Here is a 25,188-nt window from a genome sequence, read left to right as displayed (position 1 = left end):
AGTCGGCGTCGAGGCGCGCGCTAGACGCCTTTGCCACGGTGTGCCCCGCGAGCGCGCTCGCCCTCCATACAGCGGTCTCCAGCGAGGTGAGGCATGGCACGTGACCTTTTGTCGGCCGGGCACAGTCCCGGCCCGGACGCCCGGTTCACCGAGTCGGCGGCGGCCACCGAGGACCGCGCGTCCGTCAAGGCCGCGCTCAACTGGCTGACGGCGCGCCGGGACGCGCACACCTTCGAGGTGACGCGCGTCCCCTTCGACGAGCTCCAGGAGTGGTCCTTCGCGGCGGACACGGGCGATCTCGTCCACCGCAGCGGCAAGTTCTTCACGGTCCAGGGCCACCGGGTGCACAGCGACTACGGGAAGGTCCCGCGCTGGGACCAGCCCATCATCAACCAGCCCGAGATCGGCATGCTCGGCTTCGTCGTCAAGGAGACCGACGGCGTCCTGCGCTGTCTGATGCAGGCCAAGATGGAGCCCGGCAACGTCAACGTGGTCCAGCTGTCGCCGACCGTGCAGGCCACCCGCAGCAACCAGAAGCGGGTACACCGCGGTTCGAGCGTGCGCTATCTGGAGTACTTCACCGAGCCCGGCCGGTCCGACGTCCTCGTCGACGTCCTGCAGTCCGAACAGGGCTCCTGGTTCCTCGGCAAGCGCAACCGCAACATCGTGGTCGAGACGACCGAGGACGTGCCGCCGCACGACGACTACCGCTGGATGACGATCGGCGAGATCCAGGAACTCCTGCGGATGGACAACATGGTGAACATGGACGCCAGGACGGTGCTGTCCTGTGTCCCGTTCGCCCGCCCGACCGGAGCACCGGCGCCGGGGCCGCACGGCGACTTCCGCGCCGCCCTGCGCCGCTCGCTGGCACCCCAGGAGGGCGCCCTGCACCCCCCGCGCGCGGTGCTCAGCTGGTTCACGGACACCACGGCCCGGCACGAACTGCGCACCGAGCGCGTCCCGTTGAACCGGATCGAGGGCTGGAACCGCACCGCGGACGCGATCTCTCACGCCGAGGGCCGGCACTTCTCGATCATCGGCGCCCGGGTGACGGCGGGCAGCCGCGAGGTGCTGAACTGGACGCAGCCGCTGCTGGCCCCGCACGGTCTGGGCCTCGCCGCGCTGCTGGTCAAGAACATCGACGGGGTGCTGCACGTCCTGCTGCACGCCCGGCCCGAGGGCGGCCATCTGCACGGCATCGAGCTGGCACCCACCGTGCAGTGCACCCCGGACAACTACCGGGGCCTGCCGGACGGCCACCGGCCACGGTTCCTCGACCACGTGACCGGCGCACCCCAGGAGCGGGTGCGCTTCGACGCCGTGCAGTCCGAGGAGGGCGGCCGCTTCCACCACGCGGAGTGCCGCTACACGGTCATCGAGGTCGAGGACGACTTCCCCATCCACGAGCCCGAGGGATACCGGTGGTTGACGATGCATCAGGTGACGCGGCTGCTGCGCCACAGTCACTATCTCAACGTCCAGGCACGCAGCCTCGTCGCCTGTCTGCACAGCCTGTGGTGACCGGGCGCGGAGCACCGCTGCGGATCGGAGTGCTCGGCTGTGGCGGCATCGCCATGCGCCGGATGCTGCCCGCGATGGCCCGCAACCCGGCGGTCGAGATCGCCGCGGTCGCGAGCCGCGACCGGGAACGCGCCGAGGCGGCCGCGACCCGGTTCGGCGCGGCCGCGGTGCACGGCTACGAGCGGCTGCTGGAACGCGACGACATCGCCGCGGTGTACGTACCGCTGCCTCCCGCGCTCCACGCGCCCTGGACGGCACGGGCGTTGAAGGCGGGCAAGCACGCCCTGGTGGAGAAGCCGATGGTCACCGGCGCCCAGGAGGCCCGGGATCTGGCCGCCCTCGCGGAAGAGGGGCAGCTGGTGCTGATGGAGAGCTTCATGTTCCTCCACCACACGCAGCACGCCACGGTCGCCGCCCTGCTGCAACGCGGCGAGATAGGTGAACTCCGGTCCATCACCGCGGAGTTCGGGTTCCCTCCGCTGCCCGCACCGGACATCCGGCACCGGCCCGAGCTCGGCGGGGGCGCCCTGCTGGACGCGGGTGTCTACACCCTGCGGGTCACCCAACTCCTGCTGGGCGGCGCGGTGTCGGCGATCGGCGCGGCCCTGACGACCGACGAGTCGTACGGGGTCGACGTGGCCGGCGACGCGCTGCTGCGCGGCGACACGGGAGTCACCTCCCACGTGTCCTTCGGCTTCCGGCACGCCTACCGCTCCGCGTACACCCTGTGGGGCAGCGGCGGACGGATCGTCCTCGACCGCGCCTTCACTCCTCCCCCCACGCACCGGCCCGTGCTGCGGGTCGAACGGCAGGACCGGGTCGAGGAGTTGACCCTCGCCGCCGACGACCAGTTCGCCAACATCGCCGGCCGGTTCGCAGCGCTGGCCCTGGGCGACGGGGACCCGGCGCCCGAACGTACGGCTGCCGTACGGCAGGCGGAACTGGTCGACGCCGTACGCGACGCCGCGCGCAGCGGCCCGGGGAGCCCGCCATGACCACCGCGTCCACCGGTGTGGACCGGATCCTGTTGCGCGACTCGCTGTCCCGGTGGCCGAGCGGGGTCGCGGTGGTGACCACGGTCGACGCGGCCGGGGTGCGGCGCGGGTTCACCGCCACGGCCTTCTCGTCGCTGTCGCTCGAACCGCCGCTGGTCCTCGTCTGTCTGGACCGCACGGCCGACTGCCGGCCGGCGTTCGACACGGCGGAGGTGATGGCCGTACATCTGCTGCGCGAGGACCAGGCACACCTGGCCCAGCGGTTCGCCACCAAGAACATCGACAAATACGACGGTCTGCCCGCCTCCGAGGGCCTGCGCGGGGTGCCGCTGCTGGGTGGCGTGGTGGCCAGGATCGAATGCGAACTCGACCGTCGGATCGACGCCGGGGACCACGTGATCCTGGTCGGTCTGGTGCGCCGCTGCGAAGTCTTCGCGGGACGGCCGCTGGTCTATTTCGCCCGCGCGTTCCACGGCCTGCAGACCGGATCCCCACACAGTCAGACCCGAGAGGCGGAGACCCATGCCCATGACGAACACGACGCCCACCGCTCCCCCGGCGGACACGGGGCTGGCGGCGGCCGCGGGCAAGGTGGCTGAGCTCGCCGCCGAGTCCGCGGCCGCTGCCGAATCCACCGACCGGCTGACGCCCGCTGTCGCGGAGGCACTGGTGAGTGCCGGTTTCGCCCGGCACTTCGTGGGCGAGCGGTGGGGCGGCTCGGCCGCCGTGCCGGAGTCGGTCCAGGACCTCACCCGGGCGCTCGCCACGGTGGGGACCGGCTGCATGTCGGCCGCCTGGTGCGGCGGGGTGCTCACGGCGGTGGCACGCATGTGCTCGCATCTGCCCGAGGAAGGGCAGCACGAGCTGTGGGGCGATGGACCGGACGTGCCGCTCGCCGGGTCCTTCGCGCCGTCGGGGACCGTCCGCGAGGTGCCGGGCGGCTGGCGGGTGAGCGGGACCTGGGGCTTCGCCAGCGGGGTGGACCACGCGCACTGGACGATGGTGGGCGGCGCGGTCCCCGGCCCGGACGGCGTGCCGGCGCTGCGTCACTTCGTCCTGCCGAGCCGTGACTACACGGTGCTGGACACCTGGCGCAACGTCGGGCTGCGCGGCACGGGCAGCAACAGCGTGCTCGTCGACGACGTCTTCGTGCCCGCGCACCGCACCTTCGAACACCGCTCGGTGCTCACCGGCCACGCGGACCCCGCTCTCCCGCGCGCCCTCCGGGTCCCCCACAAGCTGATCAACGGGCTGTTCTTCGTGGCACCCGGGATCGGCGCCGTCGAGGGGATGCTCGCCCACTGGACGGGCTGGACCGCGCAGCGCGTGGAGATCTACGGGGTCAGGAGCAGCGCTCGTCCGGGGGTGCGCATGGCGCTGTCCCGGGCCGCGGCGGACCTGGACGCGGCCCGGCTGCTCGTCGAGCGCGCGGCGGCCGAGGCCGACGGCGCGGAGGTCACCCGGGAGCTGGCACTGCGCGCGACGCGCGACTACTCGGTCGCGGTCGATCTGCTCCTCGACTCGGTGAACGGGCTGCTGCGGATGAGCGGCGCCCGCGGCCAGGACCAGTCGAGCCCGGTGCAGCGCGGGTGGCGGGACGTGCACTGCATGGCGGGGCACGCCGCGCTCCAGCCGGACGTGAACGCGGACGGGTGGGCCAAGCACGCGCTCGGCGAGGAGTGACACCCGGGCACAGCAAAGGGGGCGGCCGGTGGCCGCCCCCTTCCGCGTCCGCGCGCCCGGTCAGGCCGCGGCCACGAACTCCCTTATCGACGCGACCATGTAGTCGACCATCTCCGGGGTGATACCGGGGTACACACCGATCCAGAAGGTCGCCTCGGTGGTGACATCGCTGTTGGTCAGCTCCCCGACCACCCGGAAGTTCCGCCCCTCATAGGCGGGATGGCGGGTGAGGTTGCCCGCGAAGAGCCTGCGGGTCCGGATCTTCCGGTCCTCCAGGAAGGTCACCAGGGCACTGCGGGTGAACGGCGCGTCGGGCAGCACGGTGAGCACGAAGCCGAACCAGCTGGGGTCGCTGCCGGGCGTCGCCTCGGGCAGCAGCAGCCCCGGAACGTCCTGGAGCCCATCGCGCAGCCGCTGCCAGTTGCGCCGCCGCGCCGTGCCGAACTCCTCCAGCCGGCGCAGCTGGCTCAGGCCGAGCGCCGCCTGTACATCGGTGGTCTTGAGGTTGTAACCGACGTGCGAGAACACGTACTTGTGGTCGTATCCCCGCGGCAGCGTGCCGAAGCTGTAGTCGAAGCGGCGCAGACAGCGGTTGTCCTCGCCGGGCTCGCACCAGCAGTCGCGCCCCCAGTCCCGCATGGACTCGACGATCCGCGCGAGCGCCAGATTGCCGGTCAGTACACAGCCGCCCTCGCCCATCGTGAGGTGGTGGGCGGGATAGAAGCTGACGGTCGACAGGTCGCCGAAGGTGCCCGTGAGGCGTCCTTGGTAGTACGAGCCGACGGCGTCGCAGTTGTCCTCGACGAGGAACAGGTCGTGCCGGGAGGCGAGTTCGGCGATCTCGGCCGCCTGGAAGGGGTTGCCGAGCGCGTGCGCGACCATGATGGCGCGGGTGCGCGGTCCGATCGCCTCCTCGATCCGCTCCAGCGTCGTGTTGTACGTGCCCAGTTCGATGTCGACGAAGACCGGGACCAGGCCGTTCTGCAGGACGGGGTTCACGGTCGTCGGGAAGCCCGTGGCCACCGTGATCACCTCGTCGCCGGGGACCAGGCGGGCGTCCTCCAGCTGCGGCGAGGTGAGGGCGCTGAGCGCGAGGAGGTTGGCCGAGGAACCGGAGTTGGTCAGATGCGCCTTGCGCACCTTCATGGCGCGGGCGAACCGGCTCTCGAAGGTCCGGGCGCGCGACCCGGCGGCGATCGTCATCTCCAGAGCCGCTTCGACGAAGGCGACCCGGTCCTCCTCGTCCAGCACCGCACCCGAGGTGAGGATCGCCGTCTCTCCGGGGACGAAGCTCTCCTCGGTCTGCTCCTGGTGGAATTTCCGGGTCAGTTCCAGCATTGCGCTGCGTATGTCCATCGGCTCAGTCAGGCCCTTCCTCGGCGTTGGTGATGGCCTCGCTCCACATCGCCTCGACCGTCGAGGCCAGGCTGTGCCGGGGGCGCCAGCCGAGCAGCCGCTCGGCGAGCCCGGTGTGTACGGCGAGCCAGTGGACCCCGGCGCTGCGCCCGCCGGCGGAGCCCTCCTCGACGACCGTGGCGGGCACTCCGCTCACGGAGACGAGCAGGTCCACCAGTCGGCGCACGCTCACGGCCGTACCGCTGCCGATGTTGACCGCCCGTCCGGCGACGGGTGCGGTCGCGGCGGCGGCCACGGCTTCGGCGAGGTCGCGGCAGTCCACGAAGTCGCGTTCGGCGGTGAGCGGCGCGAGCCGTATCACCGCGGGTTCGCCGCGCAGGGCGGCGGTGCGCAGCTCGGCGGCGACCCGGCCGAGCAGACCGGCGCGCGGCAGCCCGGGCCCCGCGCACGTCGTCGCGCGGAGCACCACACCGTCCAGCAGACCCGCCCGGGTGGCGTCGAGAACGATCCGGCTGCCCAGCAGTTTGGTTCTGCCGTACGCGGTCGACGGGTTCAGCGGCGCGTCCTCGGTGAGGTGGTGGCCGGGCTCGGGCATCGCATACTCGAAGACCGAGCCGAGGTGCACCACGCGCACCCGGTGCGGCACCTTCGCCACCGCGTCCCGCAGCCGTTCCACGAGGACGACGTTGGACTCGTCCAGGGCTCGGTCGTCGTAGTTCCACACCGCCCCGGCGGCGTTCACGACGACGGTCGCGCCATGGTCGACGAGTACGTCGGCGAGCGCGGCCGGCGGTCCGCCGACGAGGTCGATCCGGGCGGACGGCACCCCGGGCGCGGGGCGGCGGGCGACCGACAGGACGTGGGCGCCGCGGACGGCGAGGGCGGCGCAGATGTGCCGTCCGAGGAAGCCGCTGCCGCCGACGACCACGGCGTTCACGGTGCCGGGCGCGTTCACAACGCCCCGAGTTCGGCCGCCAGGGCGCCCGGGGACGGCAGCGCCGCCGTCTCCGAGCGCACCCGCTCCGCGGCCTCCCTGTAGGGCTCGGGCGCCGCAAGCATCTCGGTGGCCGTCTTCAGCAGCAGTTCGGTGCTGTCGAGACGGTCGAGCATCGCGCCCGCGCCGGCGCGCACGATCCCGTGGCCGATCTCCGTGCAGATCGGTGAGGGCGGTACGACGAGTTGCGGGACGCCCAGGACGACCGCGGTGAGCGCGGTGCCCGCGCCACCGTGGTGGATCACGAGGTCGCAGGTGGGCAGCAGCATGCGGAACGGGATCCCGCGGGCGACGCGCACCTGGTCCGGCAGCCCTTCCTCCGCGACGGGACCGCTCGGCGCCAGGACGATCTCGGCCTCGGTGGCGGCCAGTGACGCCAGAGTCAGCGCGAGGACGTCGGGCCCGCCGGGGTCGCGGTAGCGGGCGCCGGCGACTCCAGCGGTCACACAGACCCGGGGCCGGCCGCGCTCGGCGAGCCAACCGGGCTGGCGGCCCGAGCCGTTGTACGGCACGCACCGCATCGGCAGCCGCCGCACCGGGCGGCCGTCCGGGGGCCGCAGCGAGGGCGGGCACGGGTCGACCCAGCCGACCGGCTCGGCGACTTCGGCGCCGTACCGCTCGAAGAGGCCGAGGTAGGCGGGCAGCGGTTCGGCGTCGGAGTCACCGGTCGGCGGGTGCAGAGTGCTGCCGATCTCCCAGCCGTGGCCGACCGCCGGCACCCCGAGCACGGCACCGAGTACGGGTCCGGCCATCGAGAGCACGTCATGGACGATCAGGTCGGGGCGCCACCAGCGGCCGAAGGCGATCAGGTCGTCCAGCATCAGGCCGGCGACGGCACACTGCTTCTCGTACAGCGCGCGGATCACCCGGCGTTGCCCGGTGTCCAGCAGATCGAGGTCGGCCGACCATCCGCTGGGCCAGCGGGCCGGGCGCCCCCAGGCCGCCAGCTCCGGCGGCTTGGGCAGCCCGGCGATCGCGGCCTGGTCGCCGGCCTCGACGGCGGACAACCCCGCCTGGGTGATGGCGTCCTGGCAGGACGGCGGGCCCGCGACCCGTACCTCGTGTCCGGCGGCCTGGAAAGCCCAGGCCAGTGGGACCATCGGGAACAGATGCCCCGGTGCGGCCCAGGTGGTCAACAGCACGCGCATGGTCCACGCCTCCCCGTCACGACCCCGTACCGGCCGTCACATCGGCCGCCAGTTCGCCCGCGAGTTCGCTGATGGTCTGGCCGCCCAGCATCTTGGCCATCGACATCGTCACGCCGAGTTCCTCCTGCACCCGGGTGCGCACCGCGACCGCCATCAGCGAGTCCATGCCCTGCCGGTTCAGCGGGCGGTTCCTGCTGACCTGGTCGAGGGGCAGTCCCAGCACTTCCGCGATCTTCCGGGTCAGGTACTCGCCCATGTCCCGTCCGCCGGACGCGGGTTCGGGCTCGGGCCGCGGCTCGGGTTCGACGTGCGGCTCGGTCGCCGGGACGGGGCCGTGCCGGTCCGCGGGCGGCGGCGTCGGCACGGCGGCGGGCAGGTCGCGGCCGAGCACCTCCGTCAGGAGCGCGGCCGACGCCGCCTCCGGGTAGGTGGCGGCCCAGCGTTCCCAGTCGGCCGGCATCACCATGGCCTCGGTCGCGTCCTCGGCGAGCAGCCGTTCCAGGATTCGCAGGCCCTGCGCCGGAGTGAAGGTGGCGATTCCGGCCGGCGCCAGCGGACGGCCCTGCTCCTGGTCGAACTTCGCCGCGAGGCCCGCCTCGGACCAGAAGCCCCAGTTGACCGACAGGGCGTGCAGTCCGGCCTGCCGGCGCCACCGGGCGAAGGAGTCGAGCGCGGCGTTCCCGGCCGCGTACGCGCCCAGCAAAGGGGAGGCGAGGATGGAGGATCCGGAGGAGAACAGGACGAAGAAGTCGAGCGAAGCGCCGTCGGGGGCACCATCGAGCACGTTGTGCAGTGCGAGCGCGCCGTCCCCCTTGGGCCGCAGCGAGCCCGTGAGTTCCTCGCGGGTCGTCTCGTCGAGGCTCTTGAACAGGACCACTCCGGCGGCGTGGACGACACCGCGGACCGGTGGCCGCCCGGCGGACGCGCGTCGCGCGAGGACGTCGCGGAGGGCGGACTCGTCGGCCACGTCGAGCGCCTCGTAGTCGGCCCTGACCCCGCGGCTTCGCAGGCCCTCCAGACGTACGTCGGGCGATCCGTCCGCGGCGAGCGGGGTCCGGCCGAGCAGGAGCAGTTCCCGCGCTCCCCGGTCGGCCAGCCAGTGCGCCACCTCCAGTCCCAGGCCGCCCAGTCCGCCGCTCACGAGGTAGGTCGCGTCGGAGCTGATCCGCGGGTGTTCGGCGCCGCTCGCGGCGGGCGTCCGCCCGCGTCGCCCTCCGGGGCCCTCGGCCCGGGGTTGTTCCTCGCTGCCGTCCAGGGCGACGAGCACCTTGCCAGTGTGCCGCGCCGCGGCCATCTCCCGGTAGGCGTCGGCTGCCCGCGCGGCCGGGAAGACGCGGTACGGCAGCGGGCCGAGCTCACCCGCCGCGACCAGCCGCAGCGCCTTGGCCAGCACCTCGCCGACCATCCGCGGCCGGCGCTGGAGCATGTCCACCACGTCCACCACGGAGAAGGAGACATTGCGCAGCAACGGTCGCAGGTCGATCGGGGTGCCCGCGTAGAGGTCGCGTTTCGTCAACTCGACGTAGGTGCCATGCGAGGCGACCAGGGAGAGGTTCGCCGAGATCGCCTCCTGCCCGCTGAGCGTGTTGAGGACGGCGTGCACGCCCTCCCCCAGCGTCGCCTCGCGCACCATGTCCGCGAACGCGAGGGAGCGCGAGTCGGCGACGTGCCGCACGCCCATCGCACGCAGCAGGGCGCGCCGTTCGGGGCTGCCGGCGGTGGCGTAGATCTCCAGGTTCCTCCAGCGCGCGAGCTGGAGCGCCGCCATGCCGACCCCGCCGGTCGCGGAGTGGATGAGTACCCGGTCGCCCTCGCGCAGTCCGGCGACGTCGAACATCGCGTGGTAGGCGGTGACCAGGGCGATGGGCAGTGTCGCGGCCTCCGCCGCGGACAGTCCGGCGGGACGACGCGCCACCATGTGCGCCGACGTCCGTACGTACTGGGCGAGGCCGCCCTCGACGACGGCGACGACCTCGTCGCCCTCGCGGACCGAGGTGACCTCGGCGCCGACCGCGGTCACGGTGGCGCTGCACTCGAGTCCGAGCGGTGCTCCCGCGGAGTCCGGCAGGGCCCCCAACGCGAGGAGTACGTCACGGTAGTTGAGCCCCACGTGGTCGACCCGGAGCTCGACCTCACCGGGCCCGGGTGCGGTCCGTTCGGCGGGCGCGAAGCTCAGTTCGCCGAGAACTCCCGGTGCCTCGACGGACATCCGCAGGTTCTGCGAGGGGCCGGTCGCGGCCGGACTCGGCCGGCTCTCCCGGCGCCAGGGCCTGCGTACCAGCCGGGCGGCGAGCCGGGTGCCGGCGCGCAGCGCGATCTGGTCCTCGGTCCCGTCCTCGGTGAGCTCGCCGAGCAGGGCGTCGGCGCCGTCCGCCGCGCCGAGGTCCACCAGCCGCACGGCCCATCCGGGGTGCTCGCGGGCCATCGCCCGGGCCATTCCCCAGACGGCGCCGTGGGCCGGTGCCTGGACGCGGTCGGTGTCGACGGCGGTCTGCGCGCCCCGTGTGACGAGCCAGTACCCGGCGATGCCGGCCCGCAGCCGGCCGGAGGACTGGGCGAGGCGCAGTACGTCGTGGCAGGCGTGGTGGGCGGGGCCGTCGTCAAGGCTCCACAGGTGGACGAGCCGCCACGGCGCGGACTGGTCGAGCTCGCTCAGCAGCCTGCGGTAGTCGTCCGGGGAGCCGGGGTCCAGTTCGACCGCGGTGTCGCTCAGCCGGCGATAGGCGGCACCGGCGGACACCCGTACGCAGGTCCGCCCCGCCGCGGTCAGTCGCTCGGCGAGCGCCGTCCCGATGCCGTGCCGGTCCGCGAAGACCAGCCAGGGGCCGTCCGGGAGTTCCCCTCCGGCGCGGCGCGGCGCGGGCCGCCAGTCGAGTTCGTAGAGCCACTCGGACAGTTCCCGGTCGTCGTCCGGGGTGCTGCCGTGGCGTGCGCGCGGGTTCGCGTCGCTCGGCCGGACGCCTTCGCGTTCCAGGTAGCGCAGCCGTACGCCGTGCAGTTCGGCGAAGACCGTGCCGTCCTCGTCGGTGACGGTGATGTCCCCGACGTAGGAAACGTCGTCCCGGGACGTGCGCACGGCATGGCTCCACAGCGGTCCCCGGGGGCTGCCGTACAGACTGACCCGGTCCATGCTCGCCAGCACGAACACCTCGGACACGGCGCCGTCCTGCCCGGTGACGGTGGCCGAGAGGACCTGGGCACAGGCGTCCAGCAGGGCGGGGTGAAAAATCTGCGCGTCGGCCGTCGTACGGAGTGCGGGCGGCGTCTGCACCCGGGCGAGCGCCTCGCCGTCCCTGCGCCACAGTTCGGTGATCCCCTGGAACGCCGGGCCCCAGATGTTGCCGCTGCGCGCGGAGTCGGCGTAGAAGTCCGCTCCGCTCCAGTGGCCGGTGGCCCGTTCGCGGGCCGCCGACCGGGACGCCACGGTGTCGTCCGCTGTACGCGGCGCCGGGCCGTCGGTGAGGATCCGCGCCGTGGCATGCACGATCATCGGCTCGCCGTCCACGCTGCTGCGGACCTCGATACGTGGGTCCGGTGAACCGGCCCCGCTGATCCGCACCTGGACGAGTGGCTCTTCGCCGGGGCGCAGGAACATGGCCCGGTGGCAGCCGAGTTCGGTGAGGGCGGGCTGGTGGGGTGCGAGCGCCTCGCGGGCCGCCGCGGTCATCATCTCCACGTACGCGGTGCCGGGCAGCAGGGCGGCGCCCTGCACCTGGTGGTCGGCGAGGTAGGCGTTGGTGCCGGCGAGGTCCAGCCGTCCCTCCCGGACGAGGTCGGGCCCGCCCGTCCGCCGTGCGCCCAGCAGGGGATGCCCCGGGGCGGCCGCCCCGCGCACGAGGGGCATTCCGGCGGGCCGGCTCGGCGTGTACCAGTGGCTGCTCCGCTGCCAGGGGTACTTGGGCAGCCGTACCGGGCTGCCCTCATGGCCCAGGCTGTGCCAGTCGACGGGGACACCCGCCGTGTACAGCGTGGCCACGGCGTCCAGCAGGGTCGCGCGCTCGGGTTCGTCCCGGCGCAGCGAGGGCACCACTACGCCGGCGTTCTCCCCGGCCAGGGAGAGGCATTCGAGCACCGCGGGCACGAGCACCGGGTGGGGGCTCATCTCGATGAAGAGCGTGCGTCCGGTGTTCAGCAGCCCCTGCACCACGGGACCGAAGCGCACCGGTTCCCGCAGGTTCATCGCCCAGTAGCCGGTGCCGAGTTGGGAGCCGTCCAGCACCTCGTCGAGAACGGTGGAGTGCAACGGGACGCTGCCGGAACGGGGCCGTACGAAGGACAGTTCGTCGAGGAGCTGCTCGCGCAGGGGATCCATCTGGGGGCTGTGCGAGGCGACGTCCACCTTGATCGGCTGGCCGAAGACGTCCTGCTGCTTCAGACGGTCCAGGATCTCCTCCAGCGCTCCCGGGTCGCCCGCCAGCACGGTGGAGGTGGGGCCGTTGATCACGGCGACGGACACCCGGTCGGCGTGGTCGGCGATCTCCCGCTCCGCCTCCTCGGCGGTCAACTCGACGAAGGCCATGGCTCCTTGGCCCGCGACCTGCCGCAGGAGACGGCTGCGCCGGCAGATCACGGCCGCCGCGTCCTCGACGGTCAGCGCGCCCGTCACGCACGCCGCGGCCGCCTCGCCCATGCTGTGCCCGACGACCGCGTCGGGCTCGACTCCCCAGGACCGCCACAGGTGTGCGAGGGCCACTTCCATCGCCCAGAGCGTGGGCTGGATGACGTCGATCTCGGTGAGCGGCGCGTCGTCGGCGATACGGTCCAGGACCGACCAGCCCGTCTCGGCCCGTACCGCCTCGTCGCAGCGCGTCAGTGCCTCGCGGAAGGCCGGCGAGGTGGCGAGCAGCTCCCGGCCCATGCCGACCCACTGCGAACCCTGGCCGGGGAAGACGAAGACCGTACGGACGGGCTTGTCCTCGACGTCGTCGGCCGCGCGACCGGCTCCCGAGGGCAGCGCTCCGTCGTGGAACGCCCGGAGGGCTTCGGCGAGTTGGTCGTGCGAGCCGCCCACCACGGCGACCCGGCTGTCGAGGTGCTGCCTGCGGGTGGCGGCGGTCGCCACGATGTCCCGGAGCGGGATCTCGCGCCCCGCGCCGTCCGGGCCGAGGAAGTCGGCCAGGTCCGCGGCCGCCCGGCGCAGCGCGGCCGGGCCACGGGTGGACAGCGGCAGCAGCACCGGGCCGGTCTCGTCCTCGGCGTCCGGTGCGGGCTGCGTCTCCTTGGCCTCGGGCGCGGCGGGCGTGTGCTCGGCCAGGACGACGTGTGCGTTGGTGCCGGAGATACCGAAGGAGCTCACTCCGGCGAGCCGCGGTCCCCGCGCTTCCCAGACGGCGGGCTCGCGCTGGACGACCAGCGGCAGTTCGTCCCAGTCGACGGAGTCGGTCAGGGTCTCGGCGTGCAGGCTGGCCGGAATCCGCCCGTGCTTGAGGCACAGGGCGGTCTTGATGAGCCCGGCGAGTCCGGCGGTCGCCTCGGTGTGCCCGATGTTGGTCTTCACCGAGCCCACCCGGCACGGCTCGCCGGCGGGGCGGTTCTCGCCCAGGACGCGGGCCAGCGCGGTCAGTTCGACACGGTCGCCGATGGCGGTGCCGGTGCCGTGGGCCTCGACGTAGCCCACCGCGGCGGGGTCGGCGCCGGCGTTGCGGTAGGCGGAGCGCAGGGTCCTCTCCTGGCCCTCCACCGAGGGGGTGAGCAGATAGCCGCTGCCTTCGCCGTCGCTGGTCACGGCCGAGCCGAGGACGACCGCGTAGATGTCGTCGCCGTCGGCCTCCGCCTGGTCCAGCCGTTTCAGGACGACCGTCGCGATGCCGTCGCTGCGCACGAAGCCGTCCGCGGCGGGCGACGCGAACTTGCACCGGCCGTCGGGCGCCAGCATTCCGGCCTGGGAGAAGGTGATGCTCGGCTCCGGCTGGAGGACGAGGTTGACTCCGCCGGCCAGGGCGAGGGACGACTCGCCTTTGCGCAGGCTCTCGCAGGCCAGGTGCACCGCCGTCAGGGCCGACGAACAGGCCGTGTCGAGCGTCAGACTGGGCCCGCGCAGATCGAAGGCGTACGAGACCCGGCCCGAGGTGACCGCGCGGGTCGTGCCCGTGTTGGCGTAGATGTCGAGGTCGCTCTCCCGGCTGAGCAGGTCCCAGTAGTCGGCGGTGAGCTGGCCGACGAAGACACCCGTGCTGCTGCCGGCGAGCGTGTCGGCGGCGATCCCGGCATCCACCAGCGCGTCGTACGTCGTCTCCAGGAGCAGGCGCTGCTGCGGGTCCATGTGCGCCGCTTCCTTCGGCGCGACCCCGAAGAAGACGGCGTCGAACTCGTCGACGTGGTCCAGGAATCCGCCGTACCGCGTGCTGATCTTCCCGGGCTTGACGGGGCCCGGTTCGTGGAACGCGTTGACGTCGAAGCGGTCTGCCGGAACCTCGGAGATCACATCGCGTGACGCGCGGAGCAGCGACCAGAACGCGTCGGCTCCGCGCGCGCCGGGAAAGCGGCACCCGATACCGACGATGGCGATGGGCATGGTCGAACGACCGTCGGACGGCGAGTCGGCCATCACAGAGCCTTTCTGCTAGCGGGGAGCGTGGTGCGGAATCCGGGGTCCGGTGTCCGGAGGTCAGTCGAGCCAGGAGGGCCGGGAGACGATCTCCAGCACGGCGCTGCCGAGGGTCATGCCCGGGCCGAGCCCGGCGAGCAGGACGTGGTCTCCGGGGCCGAGTTCACCGTGGGACAGCAGCCGGTCCAGGGAGACGAGCTGGTCGCTCGGGCCGATGTGCCCGATGTGCCGGCCGATCTCCCAGGTGGAGGTCGACATCGGGATGCCGAGCGGATCGAGCAGCCACATCTGGGTCGCCAGCCGTGCGTAGTTGACGTAGGCGACACGCGTGATGTCGGAGCGGCCGATGCCGGCCTCTTCGAGGCTGCGGTCGATGAGTTCCAGCTGGACCTTGGCGGACAGCATCATCGCCTCGGAGCTGGCCTGCTCGGTCTCCTTGTACGCCGTCGCCCGCAGCCGGAAGTCCAGCGGGGCGCGTTGCAGGGAGGTGCCGGGGAACAGGGGCTCGCTGCCGCGGTACATGCCCTCCAGGTCGGGGACGCCGCCGGTGTTGACCGACAGCAGCCGTGCGAACCCGGTGCCCCTGCCCAGGGTGAGGGCCGACGCGCCGTCGCCGAGGATGACACCGGGGAAGGACCTCCAGCGGTCCACCACGGGCGACGACCAGTTGTCCGCGGAGGTGAAGAGCACCGTGCGCCGTGACCCGTCGCCGCGCAGGAAGCCGACCGCGACCTCCAGGGCGGTCAGTCCGCCGAGGCAGCCCATGGTGAGCTCCCAGGCGGGGCCGGTGCCGCCCACCGTCTTGCGTTGGATGTACGAGGCGGGCCGCCAGCCCTCCGGGCCCTGCCAGGACGAACCGGCGTGCACCAGGAGGTCCACGTCGGACAGATCCGAGCCGCGGCGCTCCGCGAGCTGCCGCACCGCGCGGACCGCCATCTCCGCCGGCGCCTCGTCGGGGCCCGCGACCCGTGCCGCGAGCAGTCCGTTCTCCTCGAAGTCCACAGCTTCGTAGAGCCCTTCGCGTACCGCACGCTCCGCGCTGTAGGGCTCGGGGAGCCATGTCCCCAGTGCATCGATGTAGATGTCGCCGACTCGCACGCAGGCCTCCCGGCACGGTCCCCTCAATGTCCGGGTCAGACTCACCCGCACCACTCAAGCGGGGCTGGAACGTCGATCGAGGGCTGCCGCCCACACTCGCGTCAGGCCCGTGTCAGCCGCGTGTAAGTGCCGCTCCCTAGCCTCCGATCCGACCCCCCTCCCCCGGGCTCTCCCCACGGGCTGCCCTCAGGGGAGGGAAAGAGAAGGGAAACAGACCTGTGACAGCCGCGATTGAGGCCGTCGGCCTGGCCAAGCGCTTCGGCGAGACGGTCGCGCTCACTTCCGTGGACCTTGCGGCCGAGCAAGGCACCGTGCTGGGCCTGCTCGGTCCGAACGGGGCCGGCAAGACGACGGCCGTACGCATCCTCGCCACTCTGCTGCGCCCGGACGGCGGGCAGGCCTTCGTCCACGGGCACGATGTGGCGAAGGCCCCGGACCGGATCCGCGACATCATCGGCCTGACGGGGCAGTACGCCTCCGTCGACGACACCCTGACCGGCGTCGAGAACCTGGTGTTCCTGGGCCGGCTGCTCGGCCGGTCGCGGGCCGACTCCCGGCGCACGGCGCTGAGCCTGCTGGAGCGCTTCGGTCTCACCGATGCCGGCGACCGCACCGCCAAGACGTACTCCGGAGGAATGCGCAGGCGTCTGGACCTGGCGGCCTGTCTGGTCGGCGACCCCAAGGTGATCTTCCTGGACGAGCCGACGACGGGCCTCGACCCCAACGCCCGTGACCAGCTGTGGGAGATCATCCGCGGGGAGGTGCGCCGGGGAGTGACCGTCCTGCTCACCACGCAGTACCTGGAGGAGGCCGACCAGCTCGCCGACGACATCGTGGTCATCGACCACGGCTCCGTCGTGGCTCGAGGCACGCCGGAGATCCTCAAGCGCGAGGTGGGCAGGCCCACGCTCCAGGTACGCCCGCTGGACGGCGCGCACCTGGACCGGGTGGCGGCCATCGTGAGTGAGGTGACCGGCGGCCATGCGGTCGACGGCCACACCGTCACCTCCCGGGTGAGCGACACGGCGGCCCTGTACGCGGTCGTACGGCGCCTGGACGACGCCGGGATCGCGGTCACCGAACTGTCCATCCGCGAGCCGAGCCTCGACGAGGTGTTCAAGCAGCTGACGACAGGAGCACCGGTATGACGACCATCGCCGAACCCACGGACCGGGTGGCCCGTCGCCGCGGCCCGGCCGCGGCCGTGCAGCAGAGTGCCACGGTCGCCTGGCGGCAGCTGGTGCAGATCAAGCACAGTCCGGAGACGCTCGTCGAGGTCGGCATCCAGCCGGTCATCTTCGTCTTCCTGTTCGCCTTCGTCCTCGCGGGTCAGATGGCCGGCTCACGCCACGCGTATCTGCAGTTCGTGGTCCCCGGGCTGATCGTGCAGAGCACCGTCCTGGTCACCGCGCGCACCGCGATCGGGATGAACACCGATGTGACGAAGGGGCTCTTCGACCGCTTCCGCAGCCTGCCGATCTCCCGTACCGCACCGCTGATCGGCAGGATCTTCGCGGACTACGTCATGCTCGTGTGGTCGGTGGTGCTGCTGCTGGCCTTCGGGATGCTGCTGAGCTTCCGGATCGAGACGAGCTGGGGTCAGCTGATCCCGATGTTCCTGCTGCTCCTGGTGTTCTCGTTCGCACTGTCCTGGGCGTCGGTGCTCGCCGGGCTGCTGGCCAAGGATCCGGAGAACGTGCAGGCGCTGGCCTTCGGGATCATGCTGCCGCTGACCTTCATCAGCGACGCCTTCGTCCAGGTGGAGACCATGCCGGGGTGGCTCCAGGCGATCGTGAAACTCAACCCGGTGTCCATGCTGGCCGATTCGATCCGCGGTCTGCTGGTCGGCGGTCCGGTGGGCGAACCCGTGACGAAGACGCTGATCGCGTCGGCCGTCCTCTTCGTGGTGTTCGCCCCGCTGGCACTGCGCGCCTATCACCGCGAGCGGTAAGGGAGTTCACGTATGAGGGTGCTGATCGTCGCGCTGGTGCCGAGTCATCTGATGTCGATGGTGCCGGTCGCCTGGGCCCTGCGGGCGGCCGGGCACGAGGTCCTGGTCGCGGGCGGCGCGCCCGTGGCGGAGCGGGCGGCGGCCGCCGGGCTGTCGGCGGCCGTGGTGAGCGAGCCGCCGGGCCGGCGCGTCCGTCGCTCCGCGGCGCCCTCGGGGCTGCCCGGGGCGGGGCCGGACTGGACACTGCTTCAGGAACGCTGGCGGCAGCGGGTCGACGGCGTCCTGGACGAGCATCTGGACGTCGCCCGTGACTGGCGGCCGGATCTGCTCCTGGTGGATCCGATCGAGTTCAGCGGTCTGATCGTTGCGGCCGCGCTGCGGGTCCCGTCCGTGGTGCACCGCTGGGGGCCCGACCGCATCAGTTCGCAGTCGATTCCGCGGGCCGTCGAGGCACTCGCCGAGGTGGCGGCCCTGCGCGGGGTCGACGGCGGTCCGGCGCTGCCCTCGATGGTGCTCGACCCGTGTCCGCCGAGTCTGCAGTGCACGAACTCGTCGGCCGCGCAGCCGGTGCGGTTCGTGCCGTTCAACGGGGCGGGTACGCCGCCCCGTTGGGCTCAGCGGCCGCGTTCGGGGCGCCGACTGTGCGTGTCGTTCGGCGGCGAGACACCGATGCTGACCCAGCCCGCGGTGTGGGACGCGCTGCTCCGTGAACTGGCCGCCGTATCCGATCTGGAGTCGGTCGTCACCGCCGTGCCCCAGGACGCGGGCGCCCTGCCCGCCGCCGTGCGCGCGCCCGGGCAGGTGCCGCTGGACCTGTTCCTCGGCGACTGCGACGCGCTGCTGCACCACGGCGGCGCGGGGACCGCCCTGACCGGTCTGGCGTTCGGTGTCCCGCAGTTGATCGTCGCCCAGCCGAATCCCTCGTGGGCGGCGGTCGGCGAGCGGATCGCGGCGCGCGGTGCCGGCGTGGTGCTCGACCTCGACGCGGCCCTGCGCGAGGAGTCCCCCGCGGGCCTGCGCGCGGCGGTCGAGGAGGTGCTGTCCGCGCCCGGTTACCGCGCCGCGGCCGAGGCCCTCGCCGACGAGATCCGCCGGCTGCCCGCGCCGAGCGCGGTGGTGCCCCTGCTCACGGAGCTGGCGGCGACGCCGGTCGGCCGCTGAGCCGGACCTCCGTCCGCGCCCGGTCCCCGCTCACCGTGCCGACGGAGGTGCGAGCCGTCCGCTGAGGCCCGCGATCAGTGCCTCGGTCTCGTCCGCGGGCACGGCCCGCGCGGCCCCGTACCGGTCGTCCCCGAGCGCCAGCCGCGTCGCCCGCGCCACCCGGTGGACGTCGGGGTCGGCGTCGAGCTGCTGGCCCCGGACGTCCGCGGCGGTGTGCAGGAGGACCGCCGCGGACTTGGGCTCGGCCTGGGCGAGGGCGATGTCCGCGGCGAGGACCAGTACACGGGCCGTCAACTGGGCGTCCTCGACCTGTCGGGCGAGGTCCAGCGCGGTCGTACAGGCCTGAAGCGCGGCGGGCAGCCGGCCTTCGGCGACGGCCAGGTGTCCCTGGCTGGTGAGGACGGCGGGACGGTGGCCGACGCCCTGACCGTGGGCCATGACCTCGGCGAGGGCGCGGTCGAGCAGCCGGCGGGCCTCGGCCGGTCGGCCGGCGGTGCGGCGCAGGTCGCCCAGGGCGTGGTGGGCGACGCCCAGCACCTCGCCGAGGCCGAGCCGGGACGCCTCCACCGCGGCCTCTTCCAGAGTGGCTTCGGCCCGGTCGGGGCCGCCGGTCCTGGCGTGCTCGACCGCGAGGCGGACCATGAGCATCGGCCGGTCCTCGGCGACCCCCAGCTCGGTGACCGCGCGCAGCGCCTCGTCCAGCGCGCTCATCGCGCCCACATGGTCGCCGCGGGCGCTCTCGGACTCGGCCAGCGCGGTGAGCGTGTACGTCAGTCCGAGGCGCTCGCCGAGCGTACGGAACCCGTCGAGCGCGGCGATGAGTTCGTCCCGTGCGGCGTGCGGCTGTCCGGCGTTGGCGAGCATCCGGGCGCCGAGCATCCGGGCGAACGAGCCGATCCAGGGGTCGCGGTGGCCGGTGAGTCCGCGCAGCAGTTCGCTGACCAGTTCCGGCGTGCCGGAGGCGAGGGAGCCCAGGACGGAGGCGGCCACCAGGACCGGGTGGTCCTTTTCCGCCTCGGCGAGGTCCTGGATCAGGGCCAGCGCCTCGAAGAGGTACGTGACGCCTTCCTCCTGCCCGAGCAGGGCGCCGTGCTGAAGTCCTCCGATGGTGCAGACGATCGCCCGCTCCCTGGGCCGGGTCTCGCACGGCACGGCGAGTGCGCGGCGCGTCCATTCCGTGCCCTCCGCGCGCCGCCCGCTGAGCAGCCAGAACCATTCCAGCGCGGCGACCAGGCGCAGTGGAAGTTCGGGCCGCCCGGCGTCGACGGACCACCGAAGGGCCGCGTGGAAGTCGTCCAACAGGCCGGTCAGCACGGCGAGTTCGGCGGGCTGTCCGATCCGGCGCAGGTTCGGCTCGGCGGTCTCGGCGATCGACAGGAGCGCCTGGGCGTGCCGCAGTCTCGCCCTGTCCTCGTCGCCCGCCGCGGTCAGCTGCTCGGCGGCGTAGAGCCGTACGGTCTCGGGCATGCGGTAGCCGATGCGCCCGTCGGTCTCCTCCGTCTGCACGATGGACTTGGCGACGAGTGAGGACAGCGGGGTGTCGAGGTCGTCGCCGGGGAGTCCGTCACCGGCGACGACCCGCTCGATCAGCGGGAGGTCGACGCGGCCCGCGAAGACGGCGAGCCGCCGGGCCAGGGTGCGCTCGGTGTCGTCCAGCAGGTCCCAGCTCCAGTCCATCACCGCCCGCAGGGTGCGCTGCCGTCCGTCGGCGGGATGTCCTTCGGGTCCCAGGAGCCGGAACCGGTCGTCGAGGCGGTCGCGGATCTGCCCGACGGAGAGGGACAGCAGCCGGGCTGCGGCGAGTTCGAGGGCCAGCGGCAGTCCGTCCAGCGCGCGGCAGATCGCGACGACCGGCTCCGCCGTGTGCCCGTCCAGCGCGAAGGCGGGGCGCACGGCGGTGGCGCGGTCGACGAAGAGCCGTACCGCGGGGCTGTCGGGGGCGTCGGCGGTCCGCCGCGGCAGCGCCAGCCCGGAAAGGTGGTGCAGTCGCTCGCCGTTGACGCCGAGGGGCTGCCGACTGGCCGCCAGGACACGGAGGTTGGGGCAGCGGGCGAGCAGGGCCGCGGCGGTCTCGGCGACCTTGTCGGCAAGGTGCTCGCAGTTGTCGAGGACGAGCAGGACGTGCTCCTCGGCCAGCAGGCTCGTCAGCCGGCGCAGTACGGCGCCCCGCGCGGGCTCGAATCCGGGGGCGGAGAGAAGTCCGCCCTCGCCGGCGCCCGTGGCGTCCAGGATGGTGCGGGGTATGTTCACCGGGTCGGTGACGGCGGCGAGTTCGACCAGGCAGACGCGGTCGGTGCCGCGGGCGTCGACACGGCGGGCCGACTCCAGGGCGACCCGGGTCTTGCCGACGCCGCCGGGGCCGACGACGGTGACCAGCCGGGCGCGGGCCAGGAGTTCCCGGACCCGTTCGACATCGGCTTCCCTGCCGATCAGTTCGGTGAGCGGCACGGGCAACCGCGTTTCCCGGAGCGGCTGTTGGGACGACGGCGGTCCTTCACCGCGCAGGACGTCCAGATATGCCTGGTGGAGTTCGGCCGAGGGGTCGATTCCGTACGCCTCGACGAGCTGGGCCCTCGCCTCCTCGTAGACGGCGAGGGCCTCGGTCTGCCGGCCGGCGGCCTGGAGCGCCCGCATCAGCTGGACGCGTAACTTCTCCCGGAACGGGTCCTCCGAGACCAGTCCCGCGAGTTCGGCGACGAGTCCGGCGCCGCCGCCGCCCGCGATCTCGGCGTCGACGCGGTCCTCCCGCGCGCGCCGTCTGAGCTCTTCCAGACGGGTGGCGTGGGCGCGTACGACCCGTGTGGGGGCCAGTCCGGCCAGGGCCGGGCCGCGCCACAGTGCCAGGGCGTCGCCCAGTAGTGCGGCGCGCCGCTCGTGGTCGCCGCGGGCGGCACCGACGGCCAGGACGAGTGATTCGAAGCGCAGCGCGTCGACCTCGTCGCGCCCGACGACCAGCCGGTAGCCGGTGGGGCTCGACTCGACGACGAGTTCGGGCAGGGCCCGCCGGAGCCGGGAGATCAGGGCCTGGAGCGCGTTGTCCGGGGCGGACGGCGGGGTGTCGTCCCACAGCGCTTCGAGGAGGTCCGAGCGGGCCACCTCCCGGCCCGCGGCGAGCGCCAGGACCGCGAGGAGGGTCTGCAGCCGGGCTCCGCGCACGTCGGCGGTCCCGTCCGGGGCGCTTACCCGCAGCGGTCCGAGCACACTGATGGCGGCACCGGCTGGCATGCCTTCATTGTGCCGCAGGAGCCGCGTGCGAACCCCAACCGCTGATCAAATCCCGGTGGCTCACATGATGGTGAGTTCGGGCAGCGGAAAGACCAGTTTGCCGCCGCTCTCCCGGTAGGCCTGCTCCCGCTCGACGAAGCCGTCCCGGTAGATCCAGGGCAGCACGAGCAGTTGGTCGGGGCGGCGCGACTTGGCCTCGGCCTGGGTGACGATGGGGATCCCCGTGCCGGGGGTGAAGCAGCCGTCCTTGTCCTTGTTGACCTCGCCGATGCACGGCAGGTCCCGTTCGGTGATCCCGCAGTACTGGAGGATCACGTTGCCCTTGGTGGACGCCCCGTATCCGAGGGTCAGCTTGCCCGCCGCGCGGGAGGTGTCGAGGAAGTCGCGCAGCCCGTCGCGGTATTCCACCGCCCGGTGCGCGAACGCCTCGAACGGAGCCATGGTGTCCAGTCCGAGCGCGGCCTCGCGGGCGCGGATGGCGGCGATCCCGGCCTCGTCGACGCGGTGCCGGCCGGGGTTCTTGGCCAGGACGACGCAGAGGCTGCCGCCGTACACCTCGTTCAGCTCGGCGCGGATGACGGTCAGTCCGGTGCGCTCGGCCATCCACTCGATCTGGCGCAGGGCGTAGTACTCGAGGTGTTCGTGGCACACGACGTCGTACGCGGTGGCTTCGAGCATGGCCGGCATGTAGCTCTGTTCCAGCAGCCACACTCCGTCGTCGGCGAGGACGTCGTGGACGTCCCGCATGAAGTCGAGGGGGCGCGGCAGGTCGTAGAACATGGCGATGGAGGTGACGACCTTGGCCTTGCGGCTGCCGAAGTGGCCGGCGAAGGCCTCCCTGGAGAAGAACTCGGGGATCAGCGTGACGTGGTCGGGGTAGTACTCGCGGAAGTTCTCGCCCGTGGGGTCGATGCCGACGAGGGTGGGACCGTCCGCCGGGTAGGCGCGCAGCAGGGTGGAGTCGTTGCTGCCGATGTCGAGGACGAGGTCGTCCCGGCCGAGGCCGGCGAGTTCGGTGAGCAGGGCGGCCTTGCTCCCGAGGTGGCGGATCATGAACTCGCCGAGCCCGGAACGGTATCCGTACCCCTCGCCGTACATCAGCCCGAAGTCGGCGGTGTGCCGCAGCTGGACGAGACCGCAGCCGTCGGGCGAGCAGCGGACGAGTTCGAGGGGCACGGCGGGGACTTCCTCGTCGCGGGTGCGCGGGAAGATGCCGGTGAGGGCCTGCGCCCCCAGGTCGAGTATCGGCAGCAGGGTGCGGTTGCCGCAGATGCGGCACTCTTTGATGGTCATCGCCTCTCCAGGTCATGGGTGATCTCGGCGGCCGCCGCGGGCCCGTAGGCCTCCTCGATCCTCAGGTGCAGATCGGCGGTGGACAGCTTGTACTCCTGCGTGCCGAGGGACTCGAGCACCAACGTCGCCAGCGCGCAGCCGAGTTGGGCGGCCCGTTCGTGCGGCCATCCCCAGGAGGTGCCCGCGAGGAAGCCGGCGCGGAAGCCGTCTCCGGCGCCGGTCGGGTCCACGATGTCGGCGGCCTCGACGGCGGGGATCCGCAGCTTCGGCCGGCCGGCGCGGGAGACGGTCACGCCCTCCGCGCCGTGCGTGACGATCCAGCTGCCCACCCGCTCAAGGATGTCCGGGGTGGTCCAGCCGGTGCGCTCCTGGATCAGGGCCGCCTCGTAGGCATTGGTGAACAGGAAGCGGGCCCCGTCGACGAGGCGCCGGGTCTCCTCCCGTCCCAGCCGGGCGAGTTGCTGCGAGGGGTCGGCCGCGAAATCCAGGCCGAGTTCCCGGCAGGCGTCGGTGTGCTGGAGCATCGCCTCGGGATCGTCGGGCCCGACCATCACCAGGCCGAGCCCGCCGACGCGTCGGACGACGCTCGCCAGGGCGATCTCGCGTGCCTCCGCCATCGCCCCGGCGTAGAAGGTGGCGATCTGGTTCTGGTCGGCGTCGGTGGTGCACACGAAGCGGGCCGTGTGCCGGGTCGCGCTCACCCGCACCGACTCGGTGTCGACGCCGCCCGCACGCAGCCAGTCGCGGTACTCGGCGAAGTCGACGCCGGCCGCGCCCACCAGGACCGGGGTGAGTCCGAGCCGTCCGAGGCCCACGGAGATGTTGGCGGCCACTCCGCCGCGCCTGATCTCCAGTGTGTCGGCGAGGAACGACAACGACACCTTCTCCAGGTGCTCGCTCATCAGCTGCTCGGCGAAGCGTCCGGGAAAGGTCATGAGATGGTCGGTCGCGATCGATCCGGTGACGGCGATGCGCACGGGGATCTCCTTGAACCGTCGGTCGGCGGGTGTGGGGTCAGAGCCGGGCGGCGTTGCGCAGCGCGTCGACGCGGTCGGTGCGCTCCCAGGTGAAGTCGGGCAGTTCGCGGCCGAAGTGACCGTACGCGGCGGTCTGCGCGTAGATCGGGCGCAGCAGGTCGAGGTCGCGGATGATGGCCGCCGGGCGGAGGTCGAAGACCTCGGTGATCGCGTCCTCGATCTTCCGCGCGTCGACGGTCGCGGTACCGAAGGTCTCCACGAACAGACCGACCGGCTCGGCCCGGCCGATGGCGTAGGCGACCTGGACCTCGCAGCGCCGGGCCAGCCCGGCGGCGACGACGTTCTTCGCCACCCAGCGCATCGCGTACGCCGCCGAACGGTCCACCTTGGAGGGGTCCTTGCCGGAGAACGCGCCACCGCCGTGCCGGGCATAGCCTCCGTACGTATCGATGATGATCTTCCGGCCGGTCAGGCCGGCATCGCCCATCGGACCGCCGATCTCGAAACGCCCGGTCGGGTTCACCAGCAGCCGGTAGCCCTCGATGTCCAGCTTGATGCCCCCGTCCAGGAGGGCCCTCAGCTCCGGTTCCACGACGAACTCGCGGATGTCGGGGGCCAGCAGCGTCGTCAGGTCGATGTCCGCCGCGTGCTGCGAGGACACCACGACCGTGTCCAGACGGACGGCGCGCTCACCCTCGTACTCGATGGTGACCTGGGTCTTTCCGTCCGGGCGCAGATACGGGATCGTCCCGTTCCTGCGCACCTCGGACAGCCGGCGCGACAGCCGGTGGGCGAGCTGGATCGGCAGCGGCATCAACTCCGGCGTGTCGTCACACGCGTAGCCGAACATCAGGCCCTGGTCCCCCGCGCCTCCGGTGTCCACGCCCTGCGCGATGTCCGGGGACTGCGCGCCGATGGACACCGACACCCCGCAGGACGAGCCGTCGAAGCCCTTCTTCGAGGAGTCGTAGCCGATGTCGAGGATCTTCTCCCGCACCAGCTGCGCGATCGGCGCGTACGCCCGGGTGGAGACCTCCCCGGCCACATGCACCAGACCGGTCGTGATCAACGTCTCCACGGCCACGCGCGAGGCCGGGTCCTCCTTCAGCAGCGCGTCCAGAATCGCGTCACTGATCTGGTCGGCGATCTTGTCGGGATGGCCCTCGGTCACGGACTCCGAGGTGAACAGACGGCGGGACATGGCTCTCCTGGGCTGACTCGGTCGTCGCTCCCACC

The 25,188-nt window shown here is 72.6% G+C and carries 16 protein-coding genes; 7 read left to right on the top strand and 9 right to left on the bottom strand.

All coding sequences use genetic code 11. The features are described from left to right. The first annotated feature begins 93 nt into the window (after positions 1 to 93). The 4 genes from OIC96_RS43645 to OIC96_RS43630 are packed head-to-tail and all read left to right on the top strand — an operon-like array spanning position 94 to position 4,202. Positions 94 to 1,524, top strand: coding sequence for an NDP-hexose 2,3-dehydratase family protein (locus tag OIC96_RS43645; RefSeq protein WP_330302510.1), 1,431 nt, complete (start codon positions 94 to 96; stop codon positions 1,522 to 1,524). Beyond that, complete coding sequence (locus OIC96_RS43640) at positions 1,521 to 2,519, top strand: Gfo/Idh/MocA family protein (protein ID WP_330302511.1); 999 nt, start codon at positions 1,521 to 1,523, stop codon at positions 2,517 to 2,519. Before OIC96_RS43645 ends, OIC96_RS43640 begins: the two co-directional genes overlap by 4 nt. After that, positions 2,516 to 3,118 (top strand): flavin reductase family protein, encoded by a 603-nt coding sequence (locus tag OIC96_RS43635; protein ID WP_330302512.1) that lies wholly within the window; start codon positions 2,516 to 2,518, stop codon positions 3,116 to 3,118. Before OIC96_RS43640 ends, OIC96_RS43635 begins: the two co-directional genes overlap by 4 nt. Further along, a complete protein-coding gene (locus OIC96_RS43630) occupies positions 3,048 to 4,202 on the top strand; it encodes an acyl-CoA dehydrogenase family protein (protein ID WP_330302513.1) in 1,155 nt (384 codons plus the stop codon). Before OIC96_RS43635 ends, OIC96_RS43630 begins: the two co-directional genes overlap by 71 nt. 60 nt (positions 4,203 to 4,262) lie before the next feature. On the opposite strand, the gene rfbH is transcribed toward OIC96_RS43630, so the two are convergent. From rfbH to OIC96_RS43605, 5 genes are all read right to left on the bottom strand, one after another. Next, positions 4,263 to 5,558, bottom strand: a complete 1,296-nt coding sequence (rfbH, locus tag OIC96_RS43625; RefSeq protein ID WP_330302514.1) for a lipopolysaccharide biosynthesis protein RfbH — start codon at positions 5,556 to 5,558, stop codon at positions 4,263 to 4,265. Between the two features lie 4 nt (positions 5,559 to 5,562). Next, positions 5,563 to 6,513 carry an NAD-dependent epimerase/dehydratase family protein gene (locus OIC96_RS43620; RefSeq protein ID WP_330302515.1) on the bottom strand — a complete coding sequence of 317 codons (951 nt, stop codon included), beginning with the start codon at positions 6,511 to 6,513 and terminating at the stop codon, positions 5,563 to 5,565. After that, complete coding sequence (locus tag OIC96_RS43615) at positions 6,510 to 7,700, bottom strand: nucleotide disphospho-sugar-binding domain-containing protein (protein ID WP_330302516.1); 1,191 nt, start codon at positions 7,698 to 7,700, stop codon at positions 6,510 to 6,512. Before OIC96_RS43615 ends, OIC96_RS43620 begins: the two co-directional genes overlap by 4 nt. A 16-nt stretch (positions 7,701 to 7,716) precedes the next feature. Continuing rightward, positions 7,717 to 14,214 (bottom strand): acyltransferase domain-containing protein, encoded by a 6,498-nt coding sequence (locus OIC96_RS43610; protein WP_330302517.1) that lies wholly within the window; start codon positions 14,212 to 14,214, stop codon positions 7,717 to 7,719. 93 nt (positions 14,215 to 14,307) lie between these two features. Then, complete coding sequence (locus OIC96_RS43605) at positions 14,308 to 15,345, bottom strand: ketoacyl-ACP synthase III family protein (protein WP_330302518.1); 1,038 nt, start codon at positions 15,343 to 15,345, stop codon at positions 14,308 to 14,310. A gap of 218 nt (positions 15,346 to 15,563) precedes the next feature. Here OIC96_RS43605 and OIC96_RS43600 point away from each other — a divergent pair, with 218 nt between their 5' ends. The 3 genes from OIC96_RS43600 to OIC96_RS43590 are packed head-to-tail and all read left to right on the top strand — an operon-like array spanning position 15,564 to position 18,457. Beyond that, positions 15,564 to 16,493 (top strand): ATP-binding cassette domain-containing protein, encoded by a 930-nt coding sequence (locus OIC96_RS43600; RefSeq protein ID WP_330302519.1) that lies wholly within the window; start codon positions 15,564 to 15,566, stop codon positions 16,491 to 16,493. Beyond that, positions 16,490 to 17,296 carry an ABC transporter permease gene (locus OIC96_RS43595; RefSeq protein WP_330302520.1) on the top strand — a complete coding sequence of 269 codons (807 nt, stop codon included), beginning with the start codon at positions 16,490 to 16,492 and terminating at the stop codon, positions 17,294 to 17,296. Before OIC96_RS43600 ends, OIC96_RS43595 begins: the two co-directional genes overlap by 4 nt. Before the next feature lie 12 nt (positions 17,297 to 17,308). After that, entirely contained in the window at positions 17,309 to 18,457 is a 1,149-nt protein-coding gene (locus OIC96_RS43590) for a nucleotide disphospho-sugar-binding domain-containing protein (RefSeq protein ID WP_330302521.1), read from the top strand. Between the two features lie 30 nt (positions 18,458 to 18,487). Here OIC96_RS43590 and OIC96_RS43585 read toward each other — a convergent pair whose 3' ends face one another. From OIC96_RS43585 to metK, 4 genes are read right to left on the bottom strand one after another with little or no spacing between them, the layout of a single operon-like run. After that, positions 18,488 to 21,682: a BTAD domain-containing putative transcriptional regulator gene (locus tag OIC96_RS43585; protein ID WP_330302522.1), complete on the bottom strand. Its 3,195-nt coding sequence runs from the start codon at positions 21,680 to 21,682 to the stop codon at positions 18,488 to 18,490. A gap of 60 nt (positions 21,683 to 21,742) precedes the next feature. Next, entirely contained in the window at positions 21,743 to 22,975 is a 1,233-nt protein-coding gene (locus tag OIC96_RS43580) for a class I SAM-dependent methyltransferase (protein ID WP_330302523.1), read from the bottom strand. After that, positions 22,972 to 23,952, bottom strand: coding sequence for a carbohydrate kinase family protein (locus OIC96_RS43575; RefSeq protein ID WP_330302524.1), 981 nt, complete (start codon positions 23,950 to 23,952; stop codon positions 22,972 to 22,974). The genes OIC96_RS43580 and OIC96_RS43575 overlap by 4 nt, the downstream gene beginning before the upstream one ends. A gap of 37 nt (positions 23,953 to 23,989) precedes the next feature. Further along, positions 23,990 to 25,153, bottom strand: coding sequence for a methionine adenosyltransferase (gene metK, locus OIC96_RS43570; RefSeq protein ID WP_330302525.1), 1,164 nt, complete (start codon positions 25,151 to 25,153; stop codon positions 23,990 to 23,992). Between the last annotated feature and the right edge of the window lie 35 nt (positions 25,154 to 25,188).

The organism is Streptomyces sp. NBC_00775 (assembly GCF_036347135.1).
Taxonomy (GTDB): Bacteria; Actinomycetota; Actinomycetes; order Streptomycetales; family Streptomycetaceae; genus Streptomyces; species Streptomyces lutosisoli.
The sequence above is the reverse complement of the archived record's forward strand: the minus strand, read 5'-3'. Positions and strand labels throughout refer to the sequence as shown.

Bases quoted from the DNA above. Each gene is read 5' to 3' on its own strand.
- OIC96_RS43590 (WP_330302521.1), top strand. From the start codon at position 17,309: ATGAGGGTGCTGATCGTCGCGCTGGTGCCGAGTCATCTGATGTCGATG.
- rfbH (WP_330302514.1), bottom strand. From the start codon at position 5,558: ATGGACATACGCAGCGCAATGCTGGAACTGACCCGGAAATTCCACCAG.
- metK (WP_330302525.1), bottom strand. From the start codon at position 25,153: ATGTCCCGCCGTCTGTTCACCTCGGAGTCCGTGACCGAGGGCCATCCC.
- OIC96_RS43645 (WP_330302510.1), top strand. From the start codon at position 94: ATGGCACGTGACCTTTTGTCGGCCGGGCACAGTCCCGGCCCGGACGCC.
- OIC96_RS43635 (WP_330302512.1), top strand. From the start codon at position 2,516: ATGACCACCGCGTCCACCGGTGTGGACCGGATCCTGTTGCGCGACTCG.
- OIC96_RS43580 (WP_330302523.1), bottom strand. From the start codon at position 22,975: ATGACCATCAAAGAGTGCCGCATCTGCGGCAACCGCACCCTGCTGCCG.
- OIC96_RS43615 (WP_330302516.1), bottom strand. From the start codon at position 7,700: ATGCGCGTGCTGTTGACCACCTGGGCCGCACCGGGGCATCTGTTCCCG.
- OIC96_RS43585 (WP_330302522.1), bottom strand. From the start codon at position 21,682: ATGCCAGCCGGTGCCGCCATCAGTGTGCTCGGACCGCTGCGGGTAAGC.
- OIC96_RS43630 (WP_330302513.1), top strand. From the start codon at position 3,048: ATGACGAACACGACGCCCACCGCTCCCCCGGCGGACACGGGGCTGGCG.
- OIC96_RS43610 (WP_330302517.1), bottom strand. From the start codon at position 14,214: ATGCCCATCGCCATCGTCGGTATCGGGTGCCGCTTTCCCGGCGCGCGC.
- OIC96_RS43595 (WP_330302520.1), top strand. From the start codon at position 16,490: ATGACGACCATCGCCGAACCCACGGACCGGGTGGCCCGTCGCCGCGGC.